Below are 20,580 nucleotides of genomic sequence, written 5' to 3'. Positions count from 1 at the left end.
TGATGGCCGAAACTCTACCAAGTTGGTCGTATAATGAAACGAAGAATGTTTCTGTTCCAGGTGCCAGTCTGGAATGCCATCCCATTTGAGGCGCGCTTTGGCAATGGCTTTGCTCTCCTTGGCGGCGGCGAAACCCGAGAGACGCCGCGCGGGGGCTGCACCCGCTGACACTTACCATCATATTTTGCAGGAACCGAATCGTCTGATTTTCCCTATCGTCGGCAGCAGCGTTTGCGTTGCAACGGCCGGCATAACGGTCAACTACATGGTCGTCGCTGATCTGAGCTCGACTTTGTACATTATGCAGCGAAGCAAAGTGCTTGTGTCATCCGCTTGAGGCGGCTTGGTTGAGTTTCAGGAATGTCCGGGTCTGGCGGGTGCTGTCGATAAATATCCTGATCCCACAGGATCATGCGAACCGCACCGATGGCATCGGAGAAGGTGAACTCTGTTTTCTTGTACCAGGCGGCGGCATAGGGAAGGACGCCATGACCGAGCAGATCGCATGCCCAGAGTGTGACGAGGCTGTAGAGCGCCAGCAGCGACGGGGTCGTGCGCATGATGGCTTTGTCGTTCCACTGCCGTTGGGTTTCCACGCCAAGATGCGCTCGCGTTTCGGCGAAGGTGACCTCGATCTGCCAGCGCCGAACGAAATAGGCAATGATCTGAGCGGGCTCAAGGTTGACGTTGGTGCTCATGAACGCCTGGGGTTCACGACGGCCTGATGGATCGCGAACGAGAACCCAGCGAATTGGTCTTGGGGGCGTTCCACGCCGATACCAGAGGCCGGTTCCTGATGTGACATCAAGGGTTTTGTCGGTTTGCTTGCCGTACCAGGACGATGCGACGATGCGCTGCCACTCGGTCTTTGCGTCTTTGAGGAGCGTTTTCAGTTTCGGCAATGGCCTGCCTTTTTGCGCCGGTCGCCCGAGCGTATGTTCGTGCCGTTGATCTGGTGGAGCAAAGAGACTGGCATCCAGACGCAACCGCGTGATGAGAGTGGCCGTGTCGGGAAGAGCCGCAGCCAGTGTATGAACGGCAAAGCTGCTATCGCCGACAAAGATGATTTCGCGGCCCGGCAGCCAGCGGCAAAGCTGCAAGACGCCTTGCCTTGCCCAATCAGTCAGCAGCTTGTGCTTTCGGCCCTTCTTCTGATCATGGCGCTCAGAGGGACACAGGATCGTCAGCACCGGCAGGGCTTTAATACATTTTGCCCATGGGACAGGTGAAAGAACCATGAAGCTCAACCATCTCAAGCCGCTGGCCTTGACAAAGTGGCCATGGCTGGAGCGCACCGGGTCACGATAAATTCCACGCGCGGCGATGCGTTGGCCCCAACGCCGTTCGATTGTATCATCCATGCCAATCACGACAGGGCCCTCGGGCACGAGCCGGGCAACAATGATGGACAGCAGACGGGCCGCCAACGTGCGAGGGTTCCAGCGGGCTCGGTTGAGGAGTTGATGATAGGCGGCAAAATTACTTACCTCCGCGCGTCCGGTGATGCGCAGGCAGGCCGTCACCGTTCGCTTGCCAGGCGAAAGGAGCGCACCCATCACCAGGACCAGCAGATGCTCCCAGCTTGGCGCGGTAAACCAGAAACGAAACGGCGACAGCCATTTGCGAAGGATGTGGGGGACCGCGTCTCCCGGCTCACGGCTACAATCATGTTGTTCGCTCATCCATTCGTTCGAATCCGATCAAACGAATGGCGCAAGGCCGGGACCCTGCGGCGAATTGATTCACCCAGGGCTGCTCAGATGCCCCCGAAATCACCACCGATTTTGTACAAAGTCGAGCTGAGGACACGCCTCAGCGTGCGGTATCACGACGAAGAGGAAGGCGACGACCAGGTAGAAGGCTTCCTGCGGTTCCAACGCGACTTCTGAGCCGTGCGTCCATCTGATCGTCAAACACGAGAATCGGCCAGGAAATCCGAATAGAGCTCTTCCGCGGTTCTCGCCTTGCGCATGGCCGCAAGAACGCCGGGTGTCTGCAGCTGGCGCGCGATGGCCGCCAGCACGTTCAGATACTCGCCACGGTTTGCCTCGCCAAATAAAAGCGCGAAGGCAATGTCGGTCGATACGTCGTCGACGGCCTCGAAATCGAGCGGCCGCGCAAAGCGTACGAGCAAGCCATGCGGATGCGTCATCCCTTCGACCACGGCATGCGGAACCGCAACGCCATTGCCGATGCCCGTCGAGCCGAGGCTCTCCCGGCTTTCCAAAGCCTGCAATATCTTCCTTTCGTCGATGCCGAAGGCGGAGGCAGCCTTCTCCGCAATATTTTGCAGCCCGCTCCATTTCGTCGCGACCGACACGCCTATGAAGGTGTGCTCGGGACGGATGATCATCGAAAGGTCCATGACATCTCTCTTGTCGTTCGTGCGAGGCGCGCCAGGGCCGGCTAACGCCATGCTCGCACCCGATTGCACCGTTGCCATTGCCGCAAACTGATTTTCGGGGCCGCATTGCTGCGCGTTCATATGCCCAGATGAGATAAAGGTTCGAGCGTGATAGCCGACCACACATATAAACACCGCATAAAGATCACCCAAATTTTCAATGAACGCTTGAAGACAATTCAAGCGACTGGCTGCTTATTGAGAAAGAATTGGCGGGCGATATTCACTCCATCGAACGACGAAACCCTGGAGTGATCGAAATGGCGACAATCGAAGGAGAAAACCAAATGTCCATCGGTATCATCGGCGCCGGCAATATCGGCGCCGCCGTTGCCCGCGCGCTCGTCCGGGCCGGCATCCACGCCATCATATCGAACAGCCGCGGGCCGGAGGCGCTTGCGGAGCTTGCCGCGGAGCTTCGGCCTTTCGTGACAGCAGCGACCGTGGAAGAGGCAGCGAAGGCCGATATCGTCCTCGTCGCCGTTCCCTGGTCGAAGTTGCCGCAAGCGCTTTCCGGCCTGCCGGACTGGAACGGTCGCATCGTCATCGACGCCAACAATCCGATCGAGGCGCCGCTCTTCAAGCCCGCTGCCTTGAACGGTCGTCTGTCCAGCGAGATCTTCTCCGATCTCGTTCCGGGCGCGCGTGTGGTCAAGGCCTTCAACCACCTGCAGTCGCACCTTCTGTCCGGCAACCCCGCAGCCGAAGGCGGCAAGCGTGTCCTGTTCTATTCGGGCGATGACGCTGGCGCGAAAGTAGAGATCGGCTCGCTGATCGAAAAGCTCGGCTTCTTCGGCATCGACCTCGGCTCGCTTGCCATCGGAGGCAGCCTCACGCAGTTCCCCGGCGGGCCATTGCCGGTGCTCAATCTCGTCAAGTTCGGCTGACCATCTGCCGCGCCAGATCGCCAGCCTTCCCTAAATGGGCATTTCATCGTTTCATGAGCAAACGCCTTCGCAATACAATTGAATTGCGAAGGCTTCGGGTCTTATAGTCCTTCCAAAGCCGCGCCGACTCAGACGGCGCGGGAAGGCAATCGGGAAGGAACAGACAATGGCCAAAGTCCGCGCGCTGGTGCTCGAGCGCCAGCATGAACTCGCGCTTCGCGACATCGACCTGCCGATGGATACGGGTCCGGGGCAGGTGAGGATCAGGATTCATACGGTCGGCGTCTGTGGCTCTGATGTCCATTACTACACCCATGGCAAGATCGGCCCCTTCGTCGTCAACGAGCCGATGGTGCTCGGCCACGAAGCCGCCGGCACCGTCGTCGAGGTCGGCGCTGGCGTGACGCATCTGAAGGTGGGCGACCGGGTCTGCATGGAGCCTGGCATTCCCGATCCCAATTCCAAGGCAAGCCGGCTCGGCATGTACAATGTCGATCCTGCCGTCACCTTCTGGGCGACGCCGCCGATCCACGGTGTCCTGACGCCCGAAGTCGTGCATCCGGCCAACTACACCTACAAGCTTCCGGACAATGTGAGCTTCGCCGAGGGCGCCATGGTCGAGCCTTTCGCTGTCGGCATGCAGGCCGCAACCAAGGCGAAGATCGTGCCCGGCGACACAGCGGTGGTGCTGGGCGCCGGCCCGATTGGCACGATGGTGGCGATCGCAGCCCTTGCCGGCGGCTGCGCCCGCGCGCTCGTGGCCGACCTTGCCCAACCGAAACTCGACATTGCCGCTCAATACCAGGGCGTCATCCCGGTTAACATCCGCGAGAAGAATCTCATCGAGGAGGTCGCGGGCCTGACGGACGGCTGGGGTGCCGATGTCATCTTCGAATGCTCCGGCTCTCCGAAGGCCTGGGAAACCATCATGGAACTGCCACGGCCGGGTGGCGTCATTGTCGCCGTTGGCCTGCCGGTCAATCCGATCGGCTTCGACGTTTCGACCGCCTCCACGAAAGAAATTCGCATCGAGACGGTATTCCGCTACGCGCATCAGTATGAGCGCTCCATTGCGCTGCTCGGCTCCGGTCGCGTCGATCTGAAACCGCTGATTTCGGAAACCTTCACCTTCGAGGATTCCGTTAAGGCCTTCGATCGCGCCGTCGAGGCGCGTCCAAGCGACGTGAAGCTGCAGATCGTGATGGAATAGCCCGCGACGCCTCGACACGCGTTCGGTCGCCGCCGCCAATGGGGTGGCCGATCGAGGCAACGGCTATCTCGATTGAACCTCATCAGCCCAATCGCACTCGAATGCCAGCACCGGCTTGGAAAACCCCTTGAGACGCCGGCGCGCCGCATTGGCGAAGAGATCGGCCGCTCCGTGCTCGCGAAAGATATTTTCCGATACGAGGATGTGATCGCCCGTGGCTGCCGCACACAACCGCGCAGCCAATTGCACGGTCGAGCCGAAGAGATCATGGCTGTCTTCGATGGGCTCGCCGCAATCGAGGCCAATGCGAACGTGAATGGGTTCCGGCGTGCCGCCGTTGTAGCGTCTGAATTCCCGCTGGATGCTCATCGCGCAACCGACGGCGGCGTGCGTGGAGACGAAGGAGGCCATGATGCCGTCACCGGTGTGCTTGACTTCTCTGCCCTCGCATTGTGCCAGACAGCGTCGCACGATCGCATCATGTGCCCGCACGAGTTCGGCTGCCATGCGGTCCCCGAGGCGCGATGTCATCTCCGTCGAGCCGACGATATCGGTAAAAAGAATCGCTCTGTGGCCGGCATCCCTTTCGGCGACGGACTGGCCGGCCATCTGTTCGGGTTCATGAATCCGCCCAAGAAATGCCTCGACCGCGGACAGGGCGACCTCGACGACTTCGCCGGCGATGAAACCGTGCGCTTCGCGATGGACGCATTGCGCGGTCTCGGCATCCGGCGCATCGATCAGACAGAACGCTGTTCCACGCCGCTGATCGTACCAATAGGTGAGGAACTTCACCCCGTACCGATCCTCAACGGCCAGATCCTTGCGATGCGCCTCGGCAATGTCTTCGGCGGTTGTCCCCGCAAGATCATGCCGGTCCATGAAGATAGCCACGTCCTGTGTCCTTCGGAACCCCTCGGCAGAGCCCGCACCTTACGCCGCCACCGTCGCCAGGTCCACAGCGAGAGAACCCGACCGATCAGGTGCTGGACGCGCCGGCCACTTCCGAAAGCCAGAGACGAAAGGCCGACATGGCCGGCGTCTCCGGGCGCGACTGCAAACGGGTCAGCCAGTAGCTTCCCATGGTGACCGTGATCTCGAAAGGCTGGCGGATGGTCTCGGCAAGCAGGGGGCGCGAAAACATCAGCGGCGGCGCCAAGGCAACGCCAGCACCCTGCAGTGCTGCCTCCATCATGGCGAGCGACGAGTCGAAAACAATGCTCCGCAGCAGCGGCAGGTTTGCCTCCAGTCCGGCGGCGGCAAACCACTGCGACCACTCATCGGCCCTGTACGACCGCAGCAGCGTCTGCTTCAAGAGATCAGCAGGCGAGCTTAGCTGCGTCGCGATCTCGGGAACGCAGAGAGCCGACAACGGGGATTCCAGCAGACGCACCGCCTCCACGCCGTGCCAGGCGCCCGAACCGAAACGGATCGCATAATCGAGCCCCTCGGCGGCGATATCGACGCGGTTGTTGTTGGTGGAGAGGCGCAGATCGATGAAGGGGTGCCGCGCATGAAACGCGCGCAGCCGTGGCAGCAGCCAGCCGACCGCAAAAGTGCCGACGGCCCCCACGCGAAGAACCTCGCGATAATGTCCGCCCTCGAAGCGCTCGAGCGTCCCGGCGATACGGTCGAACGCATCCCGCAACGCCGGTAGCAACGTCTCGCCCTCGCTGGTTAGCATAAGGCCGCGCGGCAGCCGCTCGAACAGCGTGACATTGAGCCGCGTCTCCAGACTCTTCACCTGATGGCTGACCGCGGCCTGCGTCACGCAGAGTTCGATCGCGGCTTTGGTGAAGCTCAGGTGCCGGGCAGACGCTTCGAAGGCGCGCAGCGCGTTCAACGGCAGGTGCGGACGAACCATCGGATACCCAAGTTTTTCTAATACCTGTTGCTAAATATCGTCGTTTGAGGCGTCCGTACAGGCTTCGTATACAAACCTCGCCCGGGCCGATCAGATCGGCGGAAACCGCGCGAGATACCGAATTATCTTGCAACGGCGGGCACTTCGCATTGGACGTCCTCGCCGCGGCGGAGATCGCGCGGCGATACCATGAACCCGAGGCATAGCATCTGTTATGAGAAATATTCCACAATCTACCTTTGGTATTCTCGCCGCCGTATCGCTCATCCTCGGCACCGGCGCGCACGCCGCCGAGCAGCAAGGCGGATTTGGCCGCCTCGTCGATGCCGTGGCAGGCCCCTTGATGGCGAAGAACGACATATCAGGCATGGCGATTGCCGTGACTGCGAAGGGAAAGCGATATGTCTTCAATTACGGCGTCGCCTCCAAGGCGAACGGGCAAAAGGTCACCGACGCGACGCTGTTTGAAATCGGCTCAGTCAGCAAGACTTTTACTGCGACGCTCGCGGCCTACGCTGAAGCCAGTGGCGACCTGTCCTTCGCCGACAGCCCGACCAAATACCTCCCGGAGCTCGCCGGCAGCCGCCTCGCCAGTGTCACCATGCTCGACCTCGGAACCTATATGGCGGGCGGTTTGCCTTTGCAGTTTCCGGACGAGGTGACCAATCACAAAGAGATGGTTGGCTATTACAAGAACTGGAAGCCGAGCTATGCGCCGGGCACGCATCGCCTCTATTCCAATCCGAGCATCGGACTGTTCGGCTATGCCGCGGCGAAAGCCATGGGCTGGCCGTTCGATGATCTGATGCAGCAGAAGCTGTTTCCGGCACTCGGCCTCAGCCATAGTTTCATCACCGTTCCGAAGAACGAGGCGGCCAACTACGCCTACGGCTATTCAAAGAGCGGCAAGGCCAGCCGTGTCTCGCCCGGCGTCCTCGATTCCGAGGCCTATGGTGTGAAGATGTCGGCGTCCGACATGCTTGGCTTCATCGAAGCCAACATGGACGCTTCCGGCCTCGACAACCCGCTGCAGGCGGCGATCGCAGCAACGCATGTCGGCTACTACAAGATTGGAGGCATGACGCAGGGACTTGGATGGGAAATCTACGCCTACCCCACGGACCTCGACCATCTCCTGGCAGGCAACGCGACTGAAATGACCCTCCATGCCCACGAGATCGAAAAACTGTCGCCACCGCGGCAGCCGGTTAAGGACGCCCTGTTCAACAAGACCGGATCCACCAACGGCTTCGGCGCCTATGTCGCCTTCGTGCCGTCACAGGGCATCGGCGTGGCGCTCTTCGCGAACAAGAACTATCCCAACAGCGAGCGCGTGAAGGCAGCCTATAGAATATTGGCGGCACTCGACGACCAACTCCCGGCCGCAAGCGCGGACTAGGGCACGTCAGCGAACAATGGACCACGAGGCGTCGCGGCGGGACGGTCGCTGGGGGTAATGAAGAAGGACGCTGGCTTCGTCATCCGGGGTTTCGCATTCCGGAGATGACCGCAGCAACGCCAAGTTTCGCTCCGATTGCGGAGCCAAAACCACCGAATGGGGTGCCGTCAAGCGCCATATCCATTTGCTCCGGCGAGGCAATGTCCAGCGCCGTCCGAGTGAGATGCAAGGTCAAACCACGGGCCGGAAGACCGCCTCCGCAGCTAAACCGCTTTCAAATCCGCAAGCAGCGTCGGGATCAGCTCGGACACGGTCGGATGGATCGGCACGGCCCATTTCAACACCGGGTAGGGGGCCTTGGCATTCATCGCATCAATGAGGCCATGGATCACCTCGTCGCCCTCGATTCCGAGGATGGCCGCTCCGAGGATCTGCTGCGTTTCGGCATCGGCGATCACCTTCATGAAGCCTTTGGTCTCGGCGCGCTCGTTAGCGCGTCCGACCCGGTTCATCGGCCGGGTCGAAATCATGATCTTGCGACCAGAGGCGCGTGCCTCCTTCTCGGTCATGCCGACACGGCCAAGCGGCGGGTCGATATAAAGCGCGTAGGCGAGAATGCGATCGCTGAGCTTGCGGTCCTCGCCGTCGATGAGGTTGGCGGCAGCGATCTCGAAGTCGTTGTAGGAGGTATGGGTAAAGGCACCGCGGCCATTGCAATCGCCGAGCGCCCAGATGCCTTCGACATTGGTCGCAAGCTTGTCGTTAACGGTGATGTAGCCGCGCTGGTCGGTGACGACGCCAGCCTTGTCGAGGCCGAGATCGTCGGTATTCGGCGTGCGGCCGGTAGCGATAAGCACGTGGCTTGCCTCGATCGGCGGCTGACCATTGCCGATGCTGACGATGATCCCATTGGCCGTCCTGGAAAAGCCTATACCATCAGCATCGGTGTGCACGCCAATGCCTTCCGAACGCAGGATATCGGCGATCGCGTCCGAAATGTCCGCATCCTCGCGCGAGGCAAGCTTCGGGCCGCGCTCGATCACCGTCACGTCGGCCCCGAAGCGACGATACATCTGCGCGAATTCGAGGCTGATATAGCTGCCGCCGATGACCGCCAGGTGCCTCGGAAGCGTGTCGAGATGAATAATCGAGGTGCTGGTGAGGTAATCGATATCATCAATACCCGGCAAATCGGGGATGATCGGCCGGGCCCCGACATTTAGGAAGATCTTCGGGGCCGTCAGCGTCTCGCCGTTCACGGTGACGCTTTGAGCATCTTCGAAACGAGCATGGCCATAGATGAGGGTGATCCCGTCCATGCCGGCAAACCAGTTGATCAGGCCGTTGCGGGCATTCATCGTCACGGTTTCGGCGCGCTTGCGCACCACCGTCATGTCGATGCCGACGGGGCCTGGGATCGTCACGCCATAGTCGGCCCCGCGCCGTGCCATGTGGGCAGCGCGAGCGCTTGCCACCAGCGTCTTGGTAGGCATGCAGCCGGCATTGACGCAGGTACCGCCGAGGAACTTGCGTTCGATCAACGCCACCTTCATGCCCTTTTCGACCATGCGGGCGGCGAGGAAGGGGCCGGACTGGCCGCCCCCGATGACGATGGCGTCAAAACTAGGCATCAGACTGCTCCCACGATGATGATCGCGCCGATGATCGCAACCGCGTCCTCGATCAGCGCTGCTGGTGTATCCTTGCCGAAGGCGGCGGCCAGCTTGGCGCGGGCGGCCGCACCGCCAAGCGTCCCAACCACGGCACCGACGATGCCTGCAACCAACCCACCGACGAGCGATGCGCCGGACGCGCCGATCGTGGCGCCCGTCAGCGCACCCATGACGAGCCGGGCGGCAAACTGCATGGGAACTTTGCGTGACGGGGTCGAGGGTAGCTGGTCGGTTATCAACTCAACGACAGCAAGCAGCGTGAACACCCAGGGCGTCCAGCGATATCCCATGACGGCAAGCGGGGTCTGTGAAACGTCAAACCCGCCGAGTGCGGCACCCCAAGCAACGACGGCCGGCGCCATCATGGCCCTGAGGCCTGCGATAATTCCAATCAGAAATGCAAGAAACAAAAGCATGTGCAATCCCCCATGCCGCGCGCAATATTCTCGCGGTCATGGGAAGCTGGCACATTGTCGCGCGGGTTTCAATTTGCGCGATGCCCAATATGGCTCAATTCGCGAATGCGGCGATGCCGGTGATGGCGCGGCCGAGGATCAGGGCGTGGACGTCGTGGGTTCCCTCGTAGGTGTTGACGACCTCGAGGTTGACGAGATGGCGGGCAACGCCGAACTCGTCGGAGATGCCGTTGCCGCCCAGCATGTCGCGCGCAAGCCTGGCGATGTCGAGCGCCTTGCCGCAGGAATTGCGCTTGACGATCGAGGTCAGCTCCACCGGCGGATGCCCATCTTCCTTCATGCGGCCGAGCCTTAGGCAGCCCTGCAGACCAAGCGAAATCTCCGTCACCATGTCGGCGAGTTTCTTCTGGATCAGCTGGTTGGCGGCGAGAGGCCGACCGAACTGCTTGCGGTCGAGCACATATTGGCGTGCCCTCGCGTAGCAATCCTCGGCAGCTCCGAGCACCCCCCAGGCAATGCCGAAGCGGGCAGAATTCAGGCAGGTAAACGGACCTTTAAGACCCGACACGTCGGGCAGCAGGTTCTCTTCCGGCACGAAGACATTGTCCATCACCACCTCACCGGTGATCGAGGCGCGCAGGCCGACCTTGCCATGGATGGCCGGCGCCGACAGGCCATTCCAGCCCTTTTCCAGGATGAAGCCGCGGATGACACCGTCCTCGGTCTTGGCCCAGACCACGAAGACGTCGGCGATCGGGGCATTGGAGATCCAGGTCTTGGCGCCCGACAGGCTATAGCCGCCATCGACCTTCCTTGCCCGCGTCACCATCGAGCCCGGATCCGAGCCGTGGTTGGGCTCGGTCAAGCCAAAGCAGCCGATCCATTCGCCGGTCGCAAGCTTTGGCAGATATTTCTGCTTCTGCGCCTCCGAACCGAAGGCATCGATCGGCACCATGACCAGGGAGGACTGCACGCTCATCATCGAGCGGTAGCCGCTGTCGACGCGCTCGACCTCGCGGGCGATCAGGCCATAGGCGACGTAGCCGAGGCCCGCCCCGCCATATTCCGGCGCAATCGTCGGCCCAAGCAGGCCGAGCTCGCCCATTTCGCGAAAGATCCGAGGATCGGTCTTCTCGTTGCGGAAGGCCTCGAGCACGCGCGGCACCAGCTGTTCCTGCGCGTAGGATTGTGCCGTCTCCTGCACCATGCGTTCCTCGTCCGACAACTGCTCCACAAGCCGGAACGGATCGGCCCAGTCGAAGATCTCGCGGGTATGCTGCATGGTCACTCCTCCTCATTCACCTGCCGGCGCGAACCTTCTTCGGGCATAGACCCGCCGGACGGACGGGTCAACTCGCCAGGAACCGACCCCTGGGCCAACCTATCGCCTCACCCAGGGAGGAATGAACCTGACATCCTTGCCGATCACGGCCTCGCGCAGGAAATCGATGACGGCCCGCACCCGCGGCGACTGCCGAAGGTCGCGATGGCAAGTAATCCAGTAATGCCGCCTGAGATCGACCTCATCAGGAAGGACCCGTTCCAGCTCCGGGTAACGGCTAGCGAAAAAATAGGGAAGCACACACAGCCCCAGGCCGTTTCGTGTCGCTGTCAGCTGCGCGAAGATGCTGGAGCTCTGGAACTGCGGTTTGATGCGCGGATGCACGTCGCCGAGATAGTCGAGGCCGGGGGCAAAGATCATCTCCTCGATATAGCTGATGAAGGGATGCTCCAAAAGGTCGTCGCGGCAGGTGATCGGCGCACTTCGTTGCAGGTACTCCCGCGAACCATAGACCTGGAGATGGTAGTCGGTGAGCTTGTCGGAGAAATACGGGCCGCCCTTCGGTTCATCGAGAACGACGGTGATATCGGCCTCCTTGCGCGACAGCGACATGATCTGCTGGATCGTCACCAGCTCAAGCGACAAATTCGGGTGGCGGGCGACGAACTGCGGCAGCACGCGCGCAAAGAAGAAGTTGGAAAAGCCTTCCGGCGCGCTCAGCCGCACCACGCCACGCTGCGTTGTGGCGCCGTCGGTCAGGTCGGCGCGCAGCCGCTCGGTTTCCTGCTCCATCTTTTCGGCGGTCTCGACGAAGCGCGCGCCCATGGCAGTCATCACATAGCCGCGCGGATTACGCTCGAAGAGTTTGACCTTCAGGGCAAATTCCAGCCGGTCGATGCGGCGCGAAACCGTCGCGTGGCTGGTGCGCAATTGCCGCGCGGCAGTCGATAGCTGGCCGGTGCGGGCAACGGCGAGAAAGAACTGCAGGTCATCCCAGGTGAATTGCGCCGAATTGTTCATCAATCCCCCTGTGGGCGCTGCGATCGTCAAGCGGCCGCTATTGGTCTTTCGTCTAATGCCGGGCAGCCTGCAAATCACCGCGGCCTGCCCTACGTTCCAACGAAAGCACCCTAACGATCTGCATTCATTGAGCCACGGTCGCGATGCGACGGCACGTCTGTTCAAAAACGAGCAGATACTGTTTGGAATTAGTTGTAAAGCGGCCTTGCTTGAATGGGCTAATTCCGTGATCGTAAGGCATGTGCTGGCAGCTTTGAGGAGGGCGGCTGGCCAAATCTGAACAGATCCGCATTCTGGCCAATCTCTGGGAGGAGAGACATATGCGAAAGAATCTCATAGCATCGCTCGCATTCCTGCTTGCAAGCAGCACCGCCGTACTCGCCGATGGTGCATCCGACGGCAAGGTGAAGATCGGCATCCTGAACGATCAGTCGGGCGTCTACGCTGATTTCGGCGGCAAGTCCTCCGTGGAGGCAGCCAAGATGGCCGTCGAGGATTTCGGCGGTAAAGTTCTGGGCGTGCCGGTGGAGATCGTTGATGCCGACCACCAGAACAAGGCCGACATCGCCTCCAACATCGCTCGCCAATGGTACGACACCGAGCAGGTCGACGCGATCATGGAACTGACCACCTCATCGGTAGCGCTCGCGGTCCAGGCTGTCGCCAAGGAAAAGAAGAAGATCGACATCGTCACCGGCGCGGCAACGACGGACCTGACCGGCAAGGCCTGCTCGCCCTACGGCTTCCACTGGGCCTATGACACGCATGCGCTGGCCGTCGGCACCGGAGGCGCGCTCGTCAAGCAGGGTGGCGACAGCTGGTTCTTCCTGACGGCCGACTATGCGTTCGGTTATTCTCTGGAGCAGCAGACGAGCGATTTCGTCAAGGCCAACGGGGGCAAAGTGGTCGGTTCCGTGCGCCACCCCCTCTCGACACAGGACTTCTCGTCGTTCCTGCTGCAGGCGCAATCGTCCGGCGCCAAGGTGATCGGCCTTGCCAATGCCGGCCTCGATACCTCCAACGCCATCAAGCAGGCGGCCGAGTTTGGCATCACCCAAAGCGGCCAACATCTGGCGGCACTGCTCTTCACGCTTGCGGAAGTCCATGGGCTCGGCCTCGATGCGGCACAGGGGCTGACGCTGACCGAAGGCTACTACTGGAACCTCGACGACAAGAGCCGCGAGTTCGGCAAGAAGTTCTTCGCCCGTACAGGCAGGATGCCGAACATGGTCCATACCGGCACCTACTCGGCCGTCCTTCAATACCTGAAGGCGATCCAGAAGGCCGGTACCGACGACACCGATGCCGTTGCCAAGCAGTTGCATGAAATGCCAGTCGATGACGTCTTCGGGCGCGGCGGCACGGTTGGCCCGAACGGCCGCATGATCCATGACATGTACCTGCTTCAGGTCAAAAAGCCAGCCGACAGCAAGGAACCGTGGGACTACTTCAACGTTCTGGCGACCATTCCCGGCAAGGAAGCCTATATCGATCCCGCCAAGAGCGGCTGCGCCCTGGTGAACTAAACCGATGGCGGTTTCCGCAACACAATCGAACGCGACGCCGCGGGTGGTACTCTCCGCCCGCGGCCTGCGCCGCGACTTCGGCGGCTTCACCGCTGTCAAGAATGTCGATCTCGACGTCCACGATGCAAGTGTGCATGCCTTGATCGGCCCCAACGGTGCTGGCAAGACCACCGTCTTCAACCTGCTTACGAAGTTTTTGCAGCCCAGTGCCGGTACCATCACGCTGATGGGCACCGACATCACCAAAACGGCACCGGACAAGGTGGCGCGGATGGGACTGGTGCGGTCGTTTCAGATCTCGGCGGTGTTTCCGCATTTGAGCGTTCTCGACAATGTCCGCGTGGCACTACAGCGGCCAAACAATCTGTCGACGCAATTCTGGCGTCCGCTTTCGGCTCTCGACGAATTGAACGAACGTGCCGAACAACTGCTTGCGAAAGTCGGCCTTTCGAACGAGCGCGATGCGATCGCCGCCGATCTCTCCTATGGCCGCAAGCGCGTGCTCGAGATCGCCACGACGCTGGCGCTTGACCCGAGAGTGCTCCTGCTCGACGAGCCAATGGCAGGCATGGGGCACGAGGATGTCGGCATCGTTTCGGCGCTGATCCGCGACGTGGCGCGCGACCGCGCCGTCCTGATGGTCGAACACAATCTGTCTGTGGTCGCCGACATCTGCCAGCAGGTGACGGTGCTGCAGCGTGGCGAGATTCTCGCCGAGGGCGATTATGCGACGGTGAGCGCCGATGCGCGCGTGCGCCAAGCATACATGGGCTCGGAGGAGGGTTGATGACGACACTTCTGGAGCTCCAGGGGCTCAATGCCTGGTATGGCGAAAGCCACATCCTGCACGGTGTCGACATGCGCGTCGGCGAAGGTGAGACGATCACCATCCTCGGCCGCAACGGCGTCGGAAAGACGACGACGCTGCGGACCATAACGGGCATTGTGCGCGCCCGCAAAGGCAAGCTGATCTTTGCCGGCGAGGACATGATGCAGGTGCCGTTGCACAAGACAGCGCGCCGAGGCATCGGTTTCGTGCCGGAGGAACGGGGCATATTCTCGACACTGACGGTGTTAGAAAATCTGCTGCTGCCGCCGATCGTTGCCTCCGGCGGCCTGAGCGTGGACGAGATCTACGAGCTGTTTCCAAACCTCTATGAGCGCCGCAACAGTGCGGGCACGAAACTGTCGGGCGGTGAGCAGCAGATGCTGGCGATCGCCCGCATTCTGCGCACCGGCGTGCGCATGCTGTTGCTCGACGAGCCCACCGAGGGCTTAGCCCCGGTCATCGTCCAACGCATCGGCGAGGTGCTGAAACAATTGAAGGAGCGTGGCATGACGATCCTGCTCGTGGAGCAGAATTTCCGTTTCGCTAGCCGGATCGCCGATCGTTTCTATCTTATGGATCACGGGCAGATGGTTTCGGAGTTCCCCGTGGGCGAGCTGCCGCAGCGGATGGATACGCTGCACAAGGTTCTGGGAGTGTGATCTCATGACGATGATCTTCGGCATTCCCCTACAGGCGTTTATGGGCCAGTTGCTGATCGGCCTGATCAACGGCTCGTTTTATGCCCTCTTGAGCCTCGGGCTCGCCATCATCTTCGGTTTGTTGCGGGTCATCAATTTCGCGCACGGCGCGCAATATATGCTCGGCGCCTTCGCCGCCTACCTTCTGCTTGCCTATGCCGGCATCGGCTATTGGCCGTCGCTGATCCTGGCACCCGTCATCGTCGGTCTGGCCGGCGCGGTGGTCGAGCGATTGTTCCTTCGCCGGCTCTATGACCTCGATCCGCTGTACGGACTGCTTTTCACCTTCGGGCTCGCACTCGCCGTGGAGGGCACCTTTCGCTATCTCTATGGCTCTTCCGGGCAGCCCTATGCGCAGCCCGCCGCCCTTGCAGGTTCCGTCAATCTCGGCTTCATGTTTCTGCCGATCTATCGCGGTTGGGTCGTGGCCGTATCGCTCGTGATCTGCCTCGGCACCTGGCTCCTGATCGAGAAGACGAAACTCGGTGCATATCTGCGGGCAGCGACCGAGAATGCGACACTCGTCCAGGTATTTGGCGTCAACGTGCCGGTCCTGCTGACCATGACCTATGCGCTCGGAGCCGGTCTTGCTGCCTTCGCGGGCGTGCTTGCCGCACCGATCTATCAGGTGTCGCCGCTGATGGGTTCCAGCATGATCATCGTCGTCTTTGCGGTCGTCGTGGTCGGCGGCATGGGCTCGATCATGGGGGCGATCATCACCGGCTACGTACTGGGTATTGCCGAAGGTCTCACCAAGGTCTTCTATCCCGAAGCCTCCAACATCGTGATCTTCGTCATCATGGCAATCGTTCTCCTCATCAGGCCCGCGGGCCTCTTCGGCCGGGATGCATGACGATGACAGAGATCACCGAGACCATGAGAACGGAAAAGAACCGCACTGCCCTTTCGGTGCAGGCAGCCTTCCTCATCATCGGCCTGCTGCTCCTGCTGCTGGCGCCGTTTTTCTTCTATCCGATTTTCCTGATGAAGCTCTTGTGCTTCGCGCTGTTTGCCTGCGCCTTCAATCTTCTTCTCGGCTACACCGGCCTTCTGTCGTTCGGCCATGCGACGTTCTTCGGCGGAGCTGCTTATTTTACCGCCCATGCCGTGAAGGAATGGGGGGTTTCGCCGGAGCTTGGCATCGCTGTCGGTGTGGTAGGAGCTGCCGCCCTCGGCCTCGTCATGGGTTTTTTCGCGATCCGACGCCAGGGCATCTATTTTGCGATGATCACACTCGCCCTATCGCAGATGTTCTTCTTCTTCTGCCTGCAATCAGACTTCACCCATGGCGAGGACGGCATCCAGTCCGTGCCGCGCGGCCATCTGTTCGGCCTCCTCGATCTCAATGACGCGACCAGCATGTATTATTTCGTGCTGGCCGTCTTTGTCGTCGGTATCCTGATCATTTGGCGTTTCATCAATTCGCCCTTCGGAATGATCCTGAAATCGATCCGGGAAAACGAGCAACGGGCGATATCGCTCGGCTATTCCGTCGCCCGCTACAAGCTTGGCGCCTTCGTGATGTCGGCGGCACTCGCGGGGCTCGCCGGGGCGGTCAAATCGCTCGTCTTCCAGTTCGCGACCTTGACCGATGTTGCCTGGCAGATGTCGGGCGAGGTGATACTGATGACGCTGCTTGGCGGCATCGGGACGCTGATCGGTCCGTTGTTCGGCGCCGGCCTCGTCGTGACACTCGAAAACTACCTGGCGACATCGGAATTTCCGGTGACGATCGTCACCGGTATCGTATTCATGATTTGCGTGCTGATCTTCCGCCGCGGCATCATTGGCGAGTTCTACGCTTCGCGTCTTGGTCGGAAGCTCGGCTTCGTCTACCGCCGCTAAGCCGCGGGGTGACATGAGCATGGATCGTTTCGACTACATCATCATTGGCGCCGGCAGCGCCGGCTGCGTGCTCGCCAATCGGCTGTCTAAGGACAGGAACACGCGCGTGCTGCTGCTGGAGGCCGGCGGCAGTGACAATTATCACTGGATCCATATCCCCGTCGGATATCTCTATTGCATCAACAACCCGCGCACCGACTGGTGCTTCACGACCGCTCCGCAACAGGGACTGAACGGGCGCGCGCTAAACTATCCGCGCGGCAAGGTGCTTGGCGGCTGCTCCTCGATCAACGGCATGATCTACATGCGCGGCCAGGCGCGCGACTATGATCTCTGGCGGCAGATGGGATGCACCGGCTGGAGTTGGGACGACGTTCTTCCGTTCTTCCGCAAATCGGAAGATCACTATCGCGGTGAGAACGAACTGCATGGCGCCGGTGGCGAGTGGCGCGTGGAAAAGGCCCGCGTGCGCTGGGCAGTGCTCGATGCATTCCAGGCGGCAGCCAGGGAGGCAGGCATTCCTGAGAGTCCCGATTTCAACACCGGCAACAATGAGGGGTCCGGCTACTTCGACGTCAACCAGCGGTCGGGCATTCGCTGGAACACCGCCAAGGCTTTCCTGCGTCCGGCCATGCGGCGGAGCAATCTGACGGTCCTGACGAAGGCGCAGGCATGTCGCTTGGTCATTGAGGAAGGCGCGGTCACAGGTGTCGATTATCAGCATCGGGGTATCACGAAGCGCGCTCACGCGACAAGGGAAACGGTCCTTGCAGCGGGCGCGATCGGTTCACCGCACATTCTGGAATTGTCGGGCCTCGGCCGCGGCGATGTGTTGCAGAACGCGGGCGTGGAGGTCATCACCGAAGTGAAGGGCATAGGCGAGAACCTACAGGATCACCTGCAGCTTCGCATGGCCTACAAAGTCACCGGCGTTCCGACATTAAACGAGAAGGCAACGAGGCTCATCGGCAAGGCGGCGATTGGCCTGGAATATCTCGTCAAGCGCTCCGGACCGATGGCGATGGCGCCGAGCCAGCTTGGCATCTTTACCCGATCCGGCCCCGACAAGGAAACGCCGGACCTTCAATATCATGTGCAGCCGGTGTCACTCGACAAGTTCGGCGACCCGGTGCACCCATTCCCAGCCATCACCGCAAGCGTTTGCAACCTCAGGCCCGAAAGCCGCGGTTGGGTGCATGTGGCAAGCCCGGATTTTGCCGCCCAGCCGACGATCAGCCCGAACTATCTCTCGACCGAACGCGATCGCGACATAGCTATTCGCTCGATACGCCTGACACGGAAAATTGTCGCAGAACCGTCATTCGCGCGGTTCCAGCCGGAAGAGTTCAAACCTGGCCCGAGCTACCACACGGATGCGGAACTGGCCGAGGCGGCCGGCGATATCGGCACGACGATCTTCCACCCTGTCGGGACATGCCGGATGGGCGCGGATCGCGAAAGTGTCGTCGACCCCCGCCTGAGGTTCAGGGCTTTGGCGAAGCTTCGGATTGCAGACGCCTCCGTGATGCCGACCATCACATCAGGCAACACCAATTCGCCGACGATCATGATCGCCGAAATGGCAGCGGCCATGATCCTGGCGGATAACCGATAGGAGAACGGCATGGCACGGATCGCATTCATCGGGCTTGGCAATATGGGCGGGCCGATGGCCGCCAACCTCGTCAAGGCAGGTCATCAAGTTACCGGCTTCGATCTCGCAGCACCGGTGCTGCAGGCCGCGCAAGCGCAGGGCGTCACGGCGGCGAGCCATATCAGCCAGGCCGTCTCGGACGCGGAAATCGTCGTGACGATGTTGCCGCAGGGCAAGCACGTGCTCAGCGCATGGACGGACATTCTCCGGTCGATTCGCGCCGGGACGCTTGTCATCGACAGCTCCACGATCGACGTCGACAGCGCCCGCAAAGCACACGAAATGGCAAGCAATACCGGCTGCCTTTCCCTCGATGCCCCTGTTTCGGGCGGCACCGGCGGGGCGGCGGCCGGTACGCTGACCTTCATGGCGGGTGGCTCCGACGAGGCCTTCGCAAAGGCAAAGCCCATCCTGGAAGCGATGGGCAAGAAGATCGTCCATTGCGGAGAGCCCGGCGCCGGGCAGGCAGCCAAAATCTGCAACAACATGATCCTCGGCATATCGATGATCGGTGTCTGCGAGGCCTTCGCACTCGGCGAAAAGCTCGGTCTTTCGCATCAAGCGCTGTTCGACGTCGCCTCGACCTCGTCTGGACAATGCTGGTCGATCAGCACCTATTGCCCTGTCCCGGGGCCGGTTCCAACATCACCGGCAAACAACGGATACAAACCGGGTTTCGCGGCGGCGCTGATGTTGAAGGATCTGCGACTATCACAAGAGGCTGCACTGTCCACTGGCGCGTCTACGCCGCTCGGAGCCGAAGCCTCGCAGCTTTACGCTCTTTTCGAGAAACAGGGGAACGGCGGCCGCGATTTCTCGGCAATCATCGAAATGCTGCGGGGCAAGTCGCAATAGCCTCCGCGATGGCTTGACACCCTGGTCGATATGGGCGACGGCCCGCCTGCCGCAGCGAGGCGGCGACCAGCAACAGGAATCCGACATGCAACCGCAGCCGAGCGCGACAGGCCTCAGGAACTTCGTATTGATGGGCGTTGTTCTGATGCTGCTCGGGGACTTTCTCTTCGCGCTCAACGACGCGATGGGTAAGTGGCTGGTGACGAGCTTCTCTGTCGGGCAGGTGCTGCTCATCCGCTCACTTGGATGCTTCATCATCCTCGGGCCGCTGATCGCCAGACAGGGTCCAGCCCAGCTTTTCAAGGTGGAGCAGAAGGGACTGCAGTTTCTGCGCGTGCTCTTGGCGACGCTCGATGTTGGCCTGTTTTACGCCGCAGTCGCCTATCTGCCGCTGGCCGACGTGATGACCTTCTACATGGCCGGGCCGATCTACGTCGCGGCCCTGTCGCACTTTTTCCTCAACGAACGCATCGGCTGGCGCCGTTGGCTTGCCGTCTTCGTCGGCTTCTGCGGCGTTGTGATTGCGCTTCGTCCGTCCTCGGCGATGCTGTCGCTGCCCTCTCTCTTCGGGATTGTCGGCAGCCTCTCCTTTTCGATGGCGCTCGTCCTGAACCGATATCTGCGCAACACAAGCGATACGACCCTCGTCACCTGGCAGATGATCGCCGCCCTTGCCGTCGGAGCAGTGCTATCGATCGGCGCCTGGCAGCCGACAACACCGGTCGAACTCGGCGGCATGATTGGGCTTGGCGTCGTCGCGTCCTGCGCGCACCTGTTGATCACGCGTTCGCTGAAGCTTGCACCGGCATCGCTGCTTGCGCCGCTGCAATACAGCCTGCTGATCTGGGCGATTGCACTGGGATACCTCTTTTTCGGTGACGTTCCTGATCTTTACGTGATCACAGGCGGCACGATCATCGTCGTGGCCGGCCTGTTTATCTTCCATCGCAAGAACCTGCTGGAAACAGTGCCGCCGGAGGCTGTCGCCCCCGACGGCCACTGATTTCGCTCGTCATTT

General features: G+C 61.1%; 19 protein-coding genes. 11 read left to right on the top strand and 8 right to left on the bottom strand.

What is annotated here, in order from left to right:
- Positions 1-299: 299 nt before the first annotated feature.
- Entirely contained in the window at positions 300-1,682 is a 1,383-nt protein-coding gene (locus LPU83_RS63920; RefSeq protein WP_037068948.1) for an IS701 family transposase, read from the bottom strand.
- Positions 1,683-1,909: 227 nt separating this feature from the next.
- On the bottom strand, positions 1,910-2,365 hold the full coding sequence (locus LPU83_RS63915) for a PTS sugar transporter subunit IIA (protein WP_024315285.1): 456 nt from the start codon (positions 2,363-2,365) through the stop codon (positions 1,910-1,912).
- A 326-nt stretch (positions 2,366-2,691) separates the two neighbouring features.
- Here LPU83_RS63915 and LPU83_RS63910 point away from each other — a divergent pair, with 326 nt between their 5' ends.
- Both LPU83_RS63910 and LPU83_RS63905 read left to right on the top strand, forming a co-directional pair.
- Entirely contained in the window at positions 2,692-3,291 is a 600-nt protein-coding gene (locus LPU83_RS63910) for an NADPH-dependent F420 reductase (RefSeq protein ID WP_024315284.1), read from the top strand.
- Between the two features lie 166 nt (positions 3,292-3,457).
- On the top strand, positions 3,458-4,501 hold the full coding sequence (locus LPU83_RS63905; RefSeq protein WP_024315283.1) for an NAD(P)-dependent alcohol dehydrogenase: 1,044 nt from the start codon (positions 3,458-3,460) through the stop codon (positions 4,499-4,501).
- Positions 4,502-4,564: 63 nt separating this feature from the next.
- Here LPU83_RS63905 and LPU83_RS63900 read toward each other — a convergent pair whose 3' ends face one another.
- A complete protein-coding gene (locus tag LPU83_RS63900; RefSeq protein WP_024315282.1) occupies positions 4,565-5,395 on the bottom strand; it encodes a nickel-binding protein in 831 nt (276 codons plus the stop codon).
- Positions 5,396-5,480: 85 nt separating this feature from the next.
- Positions 5,481-6,365, bottom strand: a complete 885-nt coding sequence (locus LPU83_RS63895; RefSeq protein WP_024315281.1) for a LysR family transcriptional regulator — start codon at positions 6,363-6,365, stop codon at positions 5,481-5,483.
- 214 nt (positions 6,366-6,579) lie between these two features.
- On the opposite strand from LPU83_RS63895, the gene ampC reads away from it, so the two are divergent.
- On the top strand, positions 6,580-7,764 hold the full coding sequence (ampC, locus tag LPU83_RS63890) for a class C beta-lactamase (RefSeq protein ID WP_024315280.1): 1,185 nt from the start codon (positions 6,580-6,582) through the stop codon (positions 7,762-7,764).
- 263 nt (positions 7,765-8,027) lie between these two features.
- On the opposite strand, the gene LPU83_RS63885 is transcribed toward ampC, so the two are convergent.
- The 4 genes from LPU83_RS63885 to LPU83_RS63870 form a co-directional block, all read right to left on the bottom strand.
- Positions 8,028-9,395 carry an FAD-containing oxidoreductase gene (locus LPU83_RS63885; protein WP_024315279.1) on the bottom strand — a complete coding sequence of 456 codons (1,368 nt, stop codon included), beginning with the start codon at positions 9,393-9,395 and terminating at the stop codon, positions 8,028-8,030.
- The gene (locus tag LPU83_RS63880) at positions 9,395-9,853 is read right to left on the bottom strand and encodes a membrane protein (protein ID WP_024315278.1); all 459 of its coding nucleotides are present in this window, start codon (positions 9,851-9,853) and stop codon (positions 9,395-9,397) included. Before LPU83_RS63880 ends, LPU83_RS63885 begins: the two co-directional genes overlap by 1 nt.
- Positions 9,854-9,947: 94 nt before the next feature.
- Entirely contained in the window at positions 9,948-11,135 is a 1,188-nt protein-coding gene (locus LPU83_RS63875; protein WP_024315277.1) for an acyl-CoA dehydrogenase, read from the bottom strand.
- A 99-nt stretch (positions 11,136-11,234) separates the two neighbouring features.
- On the bottom strand, positions 11,235-12,155 hold the full coding sequence (locus tag LPU83_RS63870; protein ID WP_024315276.1) for a LysR family transcriptional regulator: 921 nt from the start codon (positions 12,153-12,155) through the stop codon (positions 11,235-11,237).
- Between the two features lie 320 nt (positions 12,156-12,475).
- Here LPU83_RS63870 and LPU83_RS63865 point away from each other — a divergent pair, with 320 nt between their 5' ends.
- The 8 genes from LPU83_RS63865 to LPU83_RS63830 all read left to right on the top strand — a co-directional run bounded on the left by LPU83_RS63865 (position 12,476) and on the right by LPU83_RS63830 (position 20,565).
- On the top strand, positions 12,476-13,681 hold the full coding sequence (locus tag LPU83_RS63865; RefSeq protein WP_024315275.1) for an ABC transporter substrate-binding protein: 1,206 nt from the start codon (positions 12,476-12,478) through the stop codon (positions 13,679-13,681).
- 4 nt (positions 13,682-13,685) lie between these two features.
- Entirely contained in the window at positions 13,686-14,468 is a 783-nt protein-coding gene (locus LPU83_RS63860) for an ABC transporter ATP-binding protein (RefSeq protein WP_024315274.1), read from the top strand.
- Positions 14,468-15,169 (top strand): ABC transporter ATP-binding protein, encoded by a 702-nt coding sequence (locus tag LPU83_RS63855; protein WP_024315273.1) that lies wholly within the window; start codon positions 14,468-14,470, stop codon positions 15,167-15,169. Before LPU83_RS63860 ends, LPU83_RS63855 begins: the two co-directional genes overlap by 1 nt.
- A gap of 4 nt (positions 15,170-15,173) precedes the next feature.
- A complete protein-coding gene (locus tag LPU83_RS63850) occupies positions 15,174-16,061 on the top strand; it encodes a branched-chain amino acid ABC transporter permease (protein ID WP_024315272.1) in 888 nt (295 codons plus the stop codon).
- Between the two features lie 2 nt (positions 16,062-16,063).
- A complete protein-coding gene (locus LPU83_RS63845) occupies positions 16,064-17,053 on the top strand; it encodes a branched-chain amino acid ABC transporter permease (protein ID WP_024315271.1) in 990 nt (329 codons plus the stop codon).
- 19 nt (positions 17,054-17,072) lie between these two features.
- The gene (locus LPU83_RS63840) at positions 17,073-18,668 is read left to right on the top strand and encodes a GMC family oxidoreductase (protein ID WP_024315270.1); all 1,596 of its coding nucleotides are present in this window, start codon (positions 17,073-17,075) and stop codon (positions 18,666-18,668) included.
- Positions 18,669-18,677: 9 nt separating this feature from the next.
- Positions 18,678-19,562, top strand: coding sequence for a 3-hydroxyisobutyrate dehydrogenase (mmsB, locus tag LPU83_RS63835; RefSeq protein WP_024315269.1), 885 nt, complete (start codon positions 18,678-18,680; stop codon positions 19,560-19,562).
- Between the two features lie 85 nt (positions 19,563-19,647).
- Positions 19,648-20,565: a DMT family transporter gene (locus LPU83_RS63830; protein WP_024315268.1), complete on the top strand. Its 918-nt coding sequence runs from the start codon at positions 19,648-19,650 to the stop codon at positions 20,563-20,565.
- Positions 20,566-20,580 lie beyond the last annotated feature (15 nt).

Source organism: Rhizobium favelukesii (genome assembly GCF_000577275.2).
Taxonomy (GTDB): Bacteria; Pseudomonadota; Alphaproteobacteria; order Rhizobiales; family Rhizobiaceae; genus Rhizobium; species Rhizobium favelukesii.
This window is presented reverse-complemented; position numbering and strand designations above follow the sequence as displayed.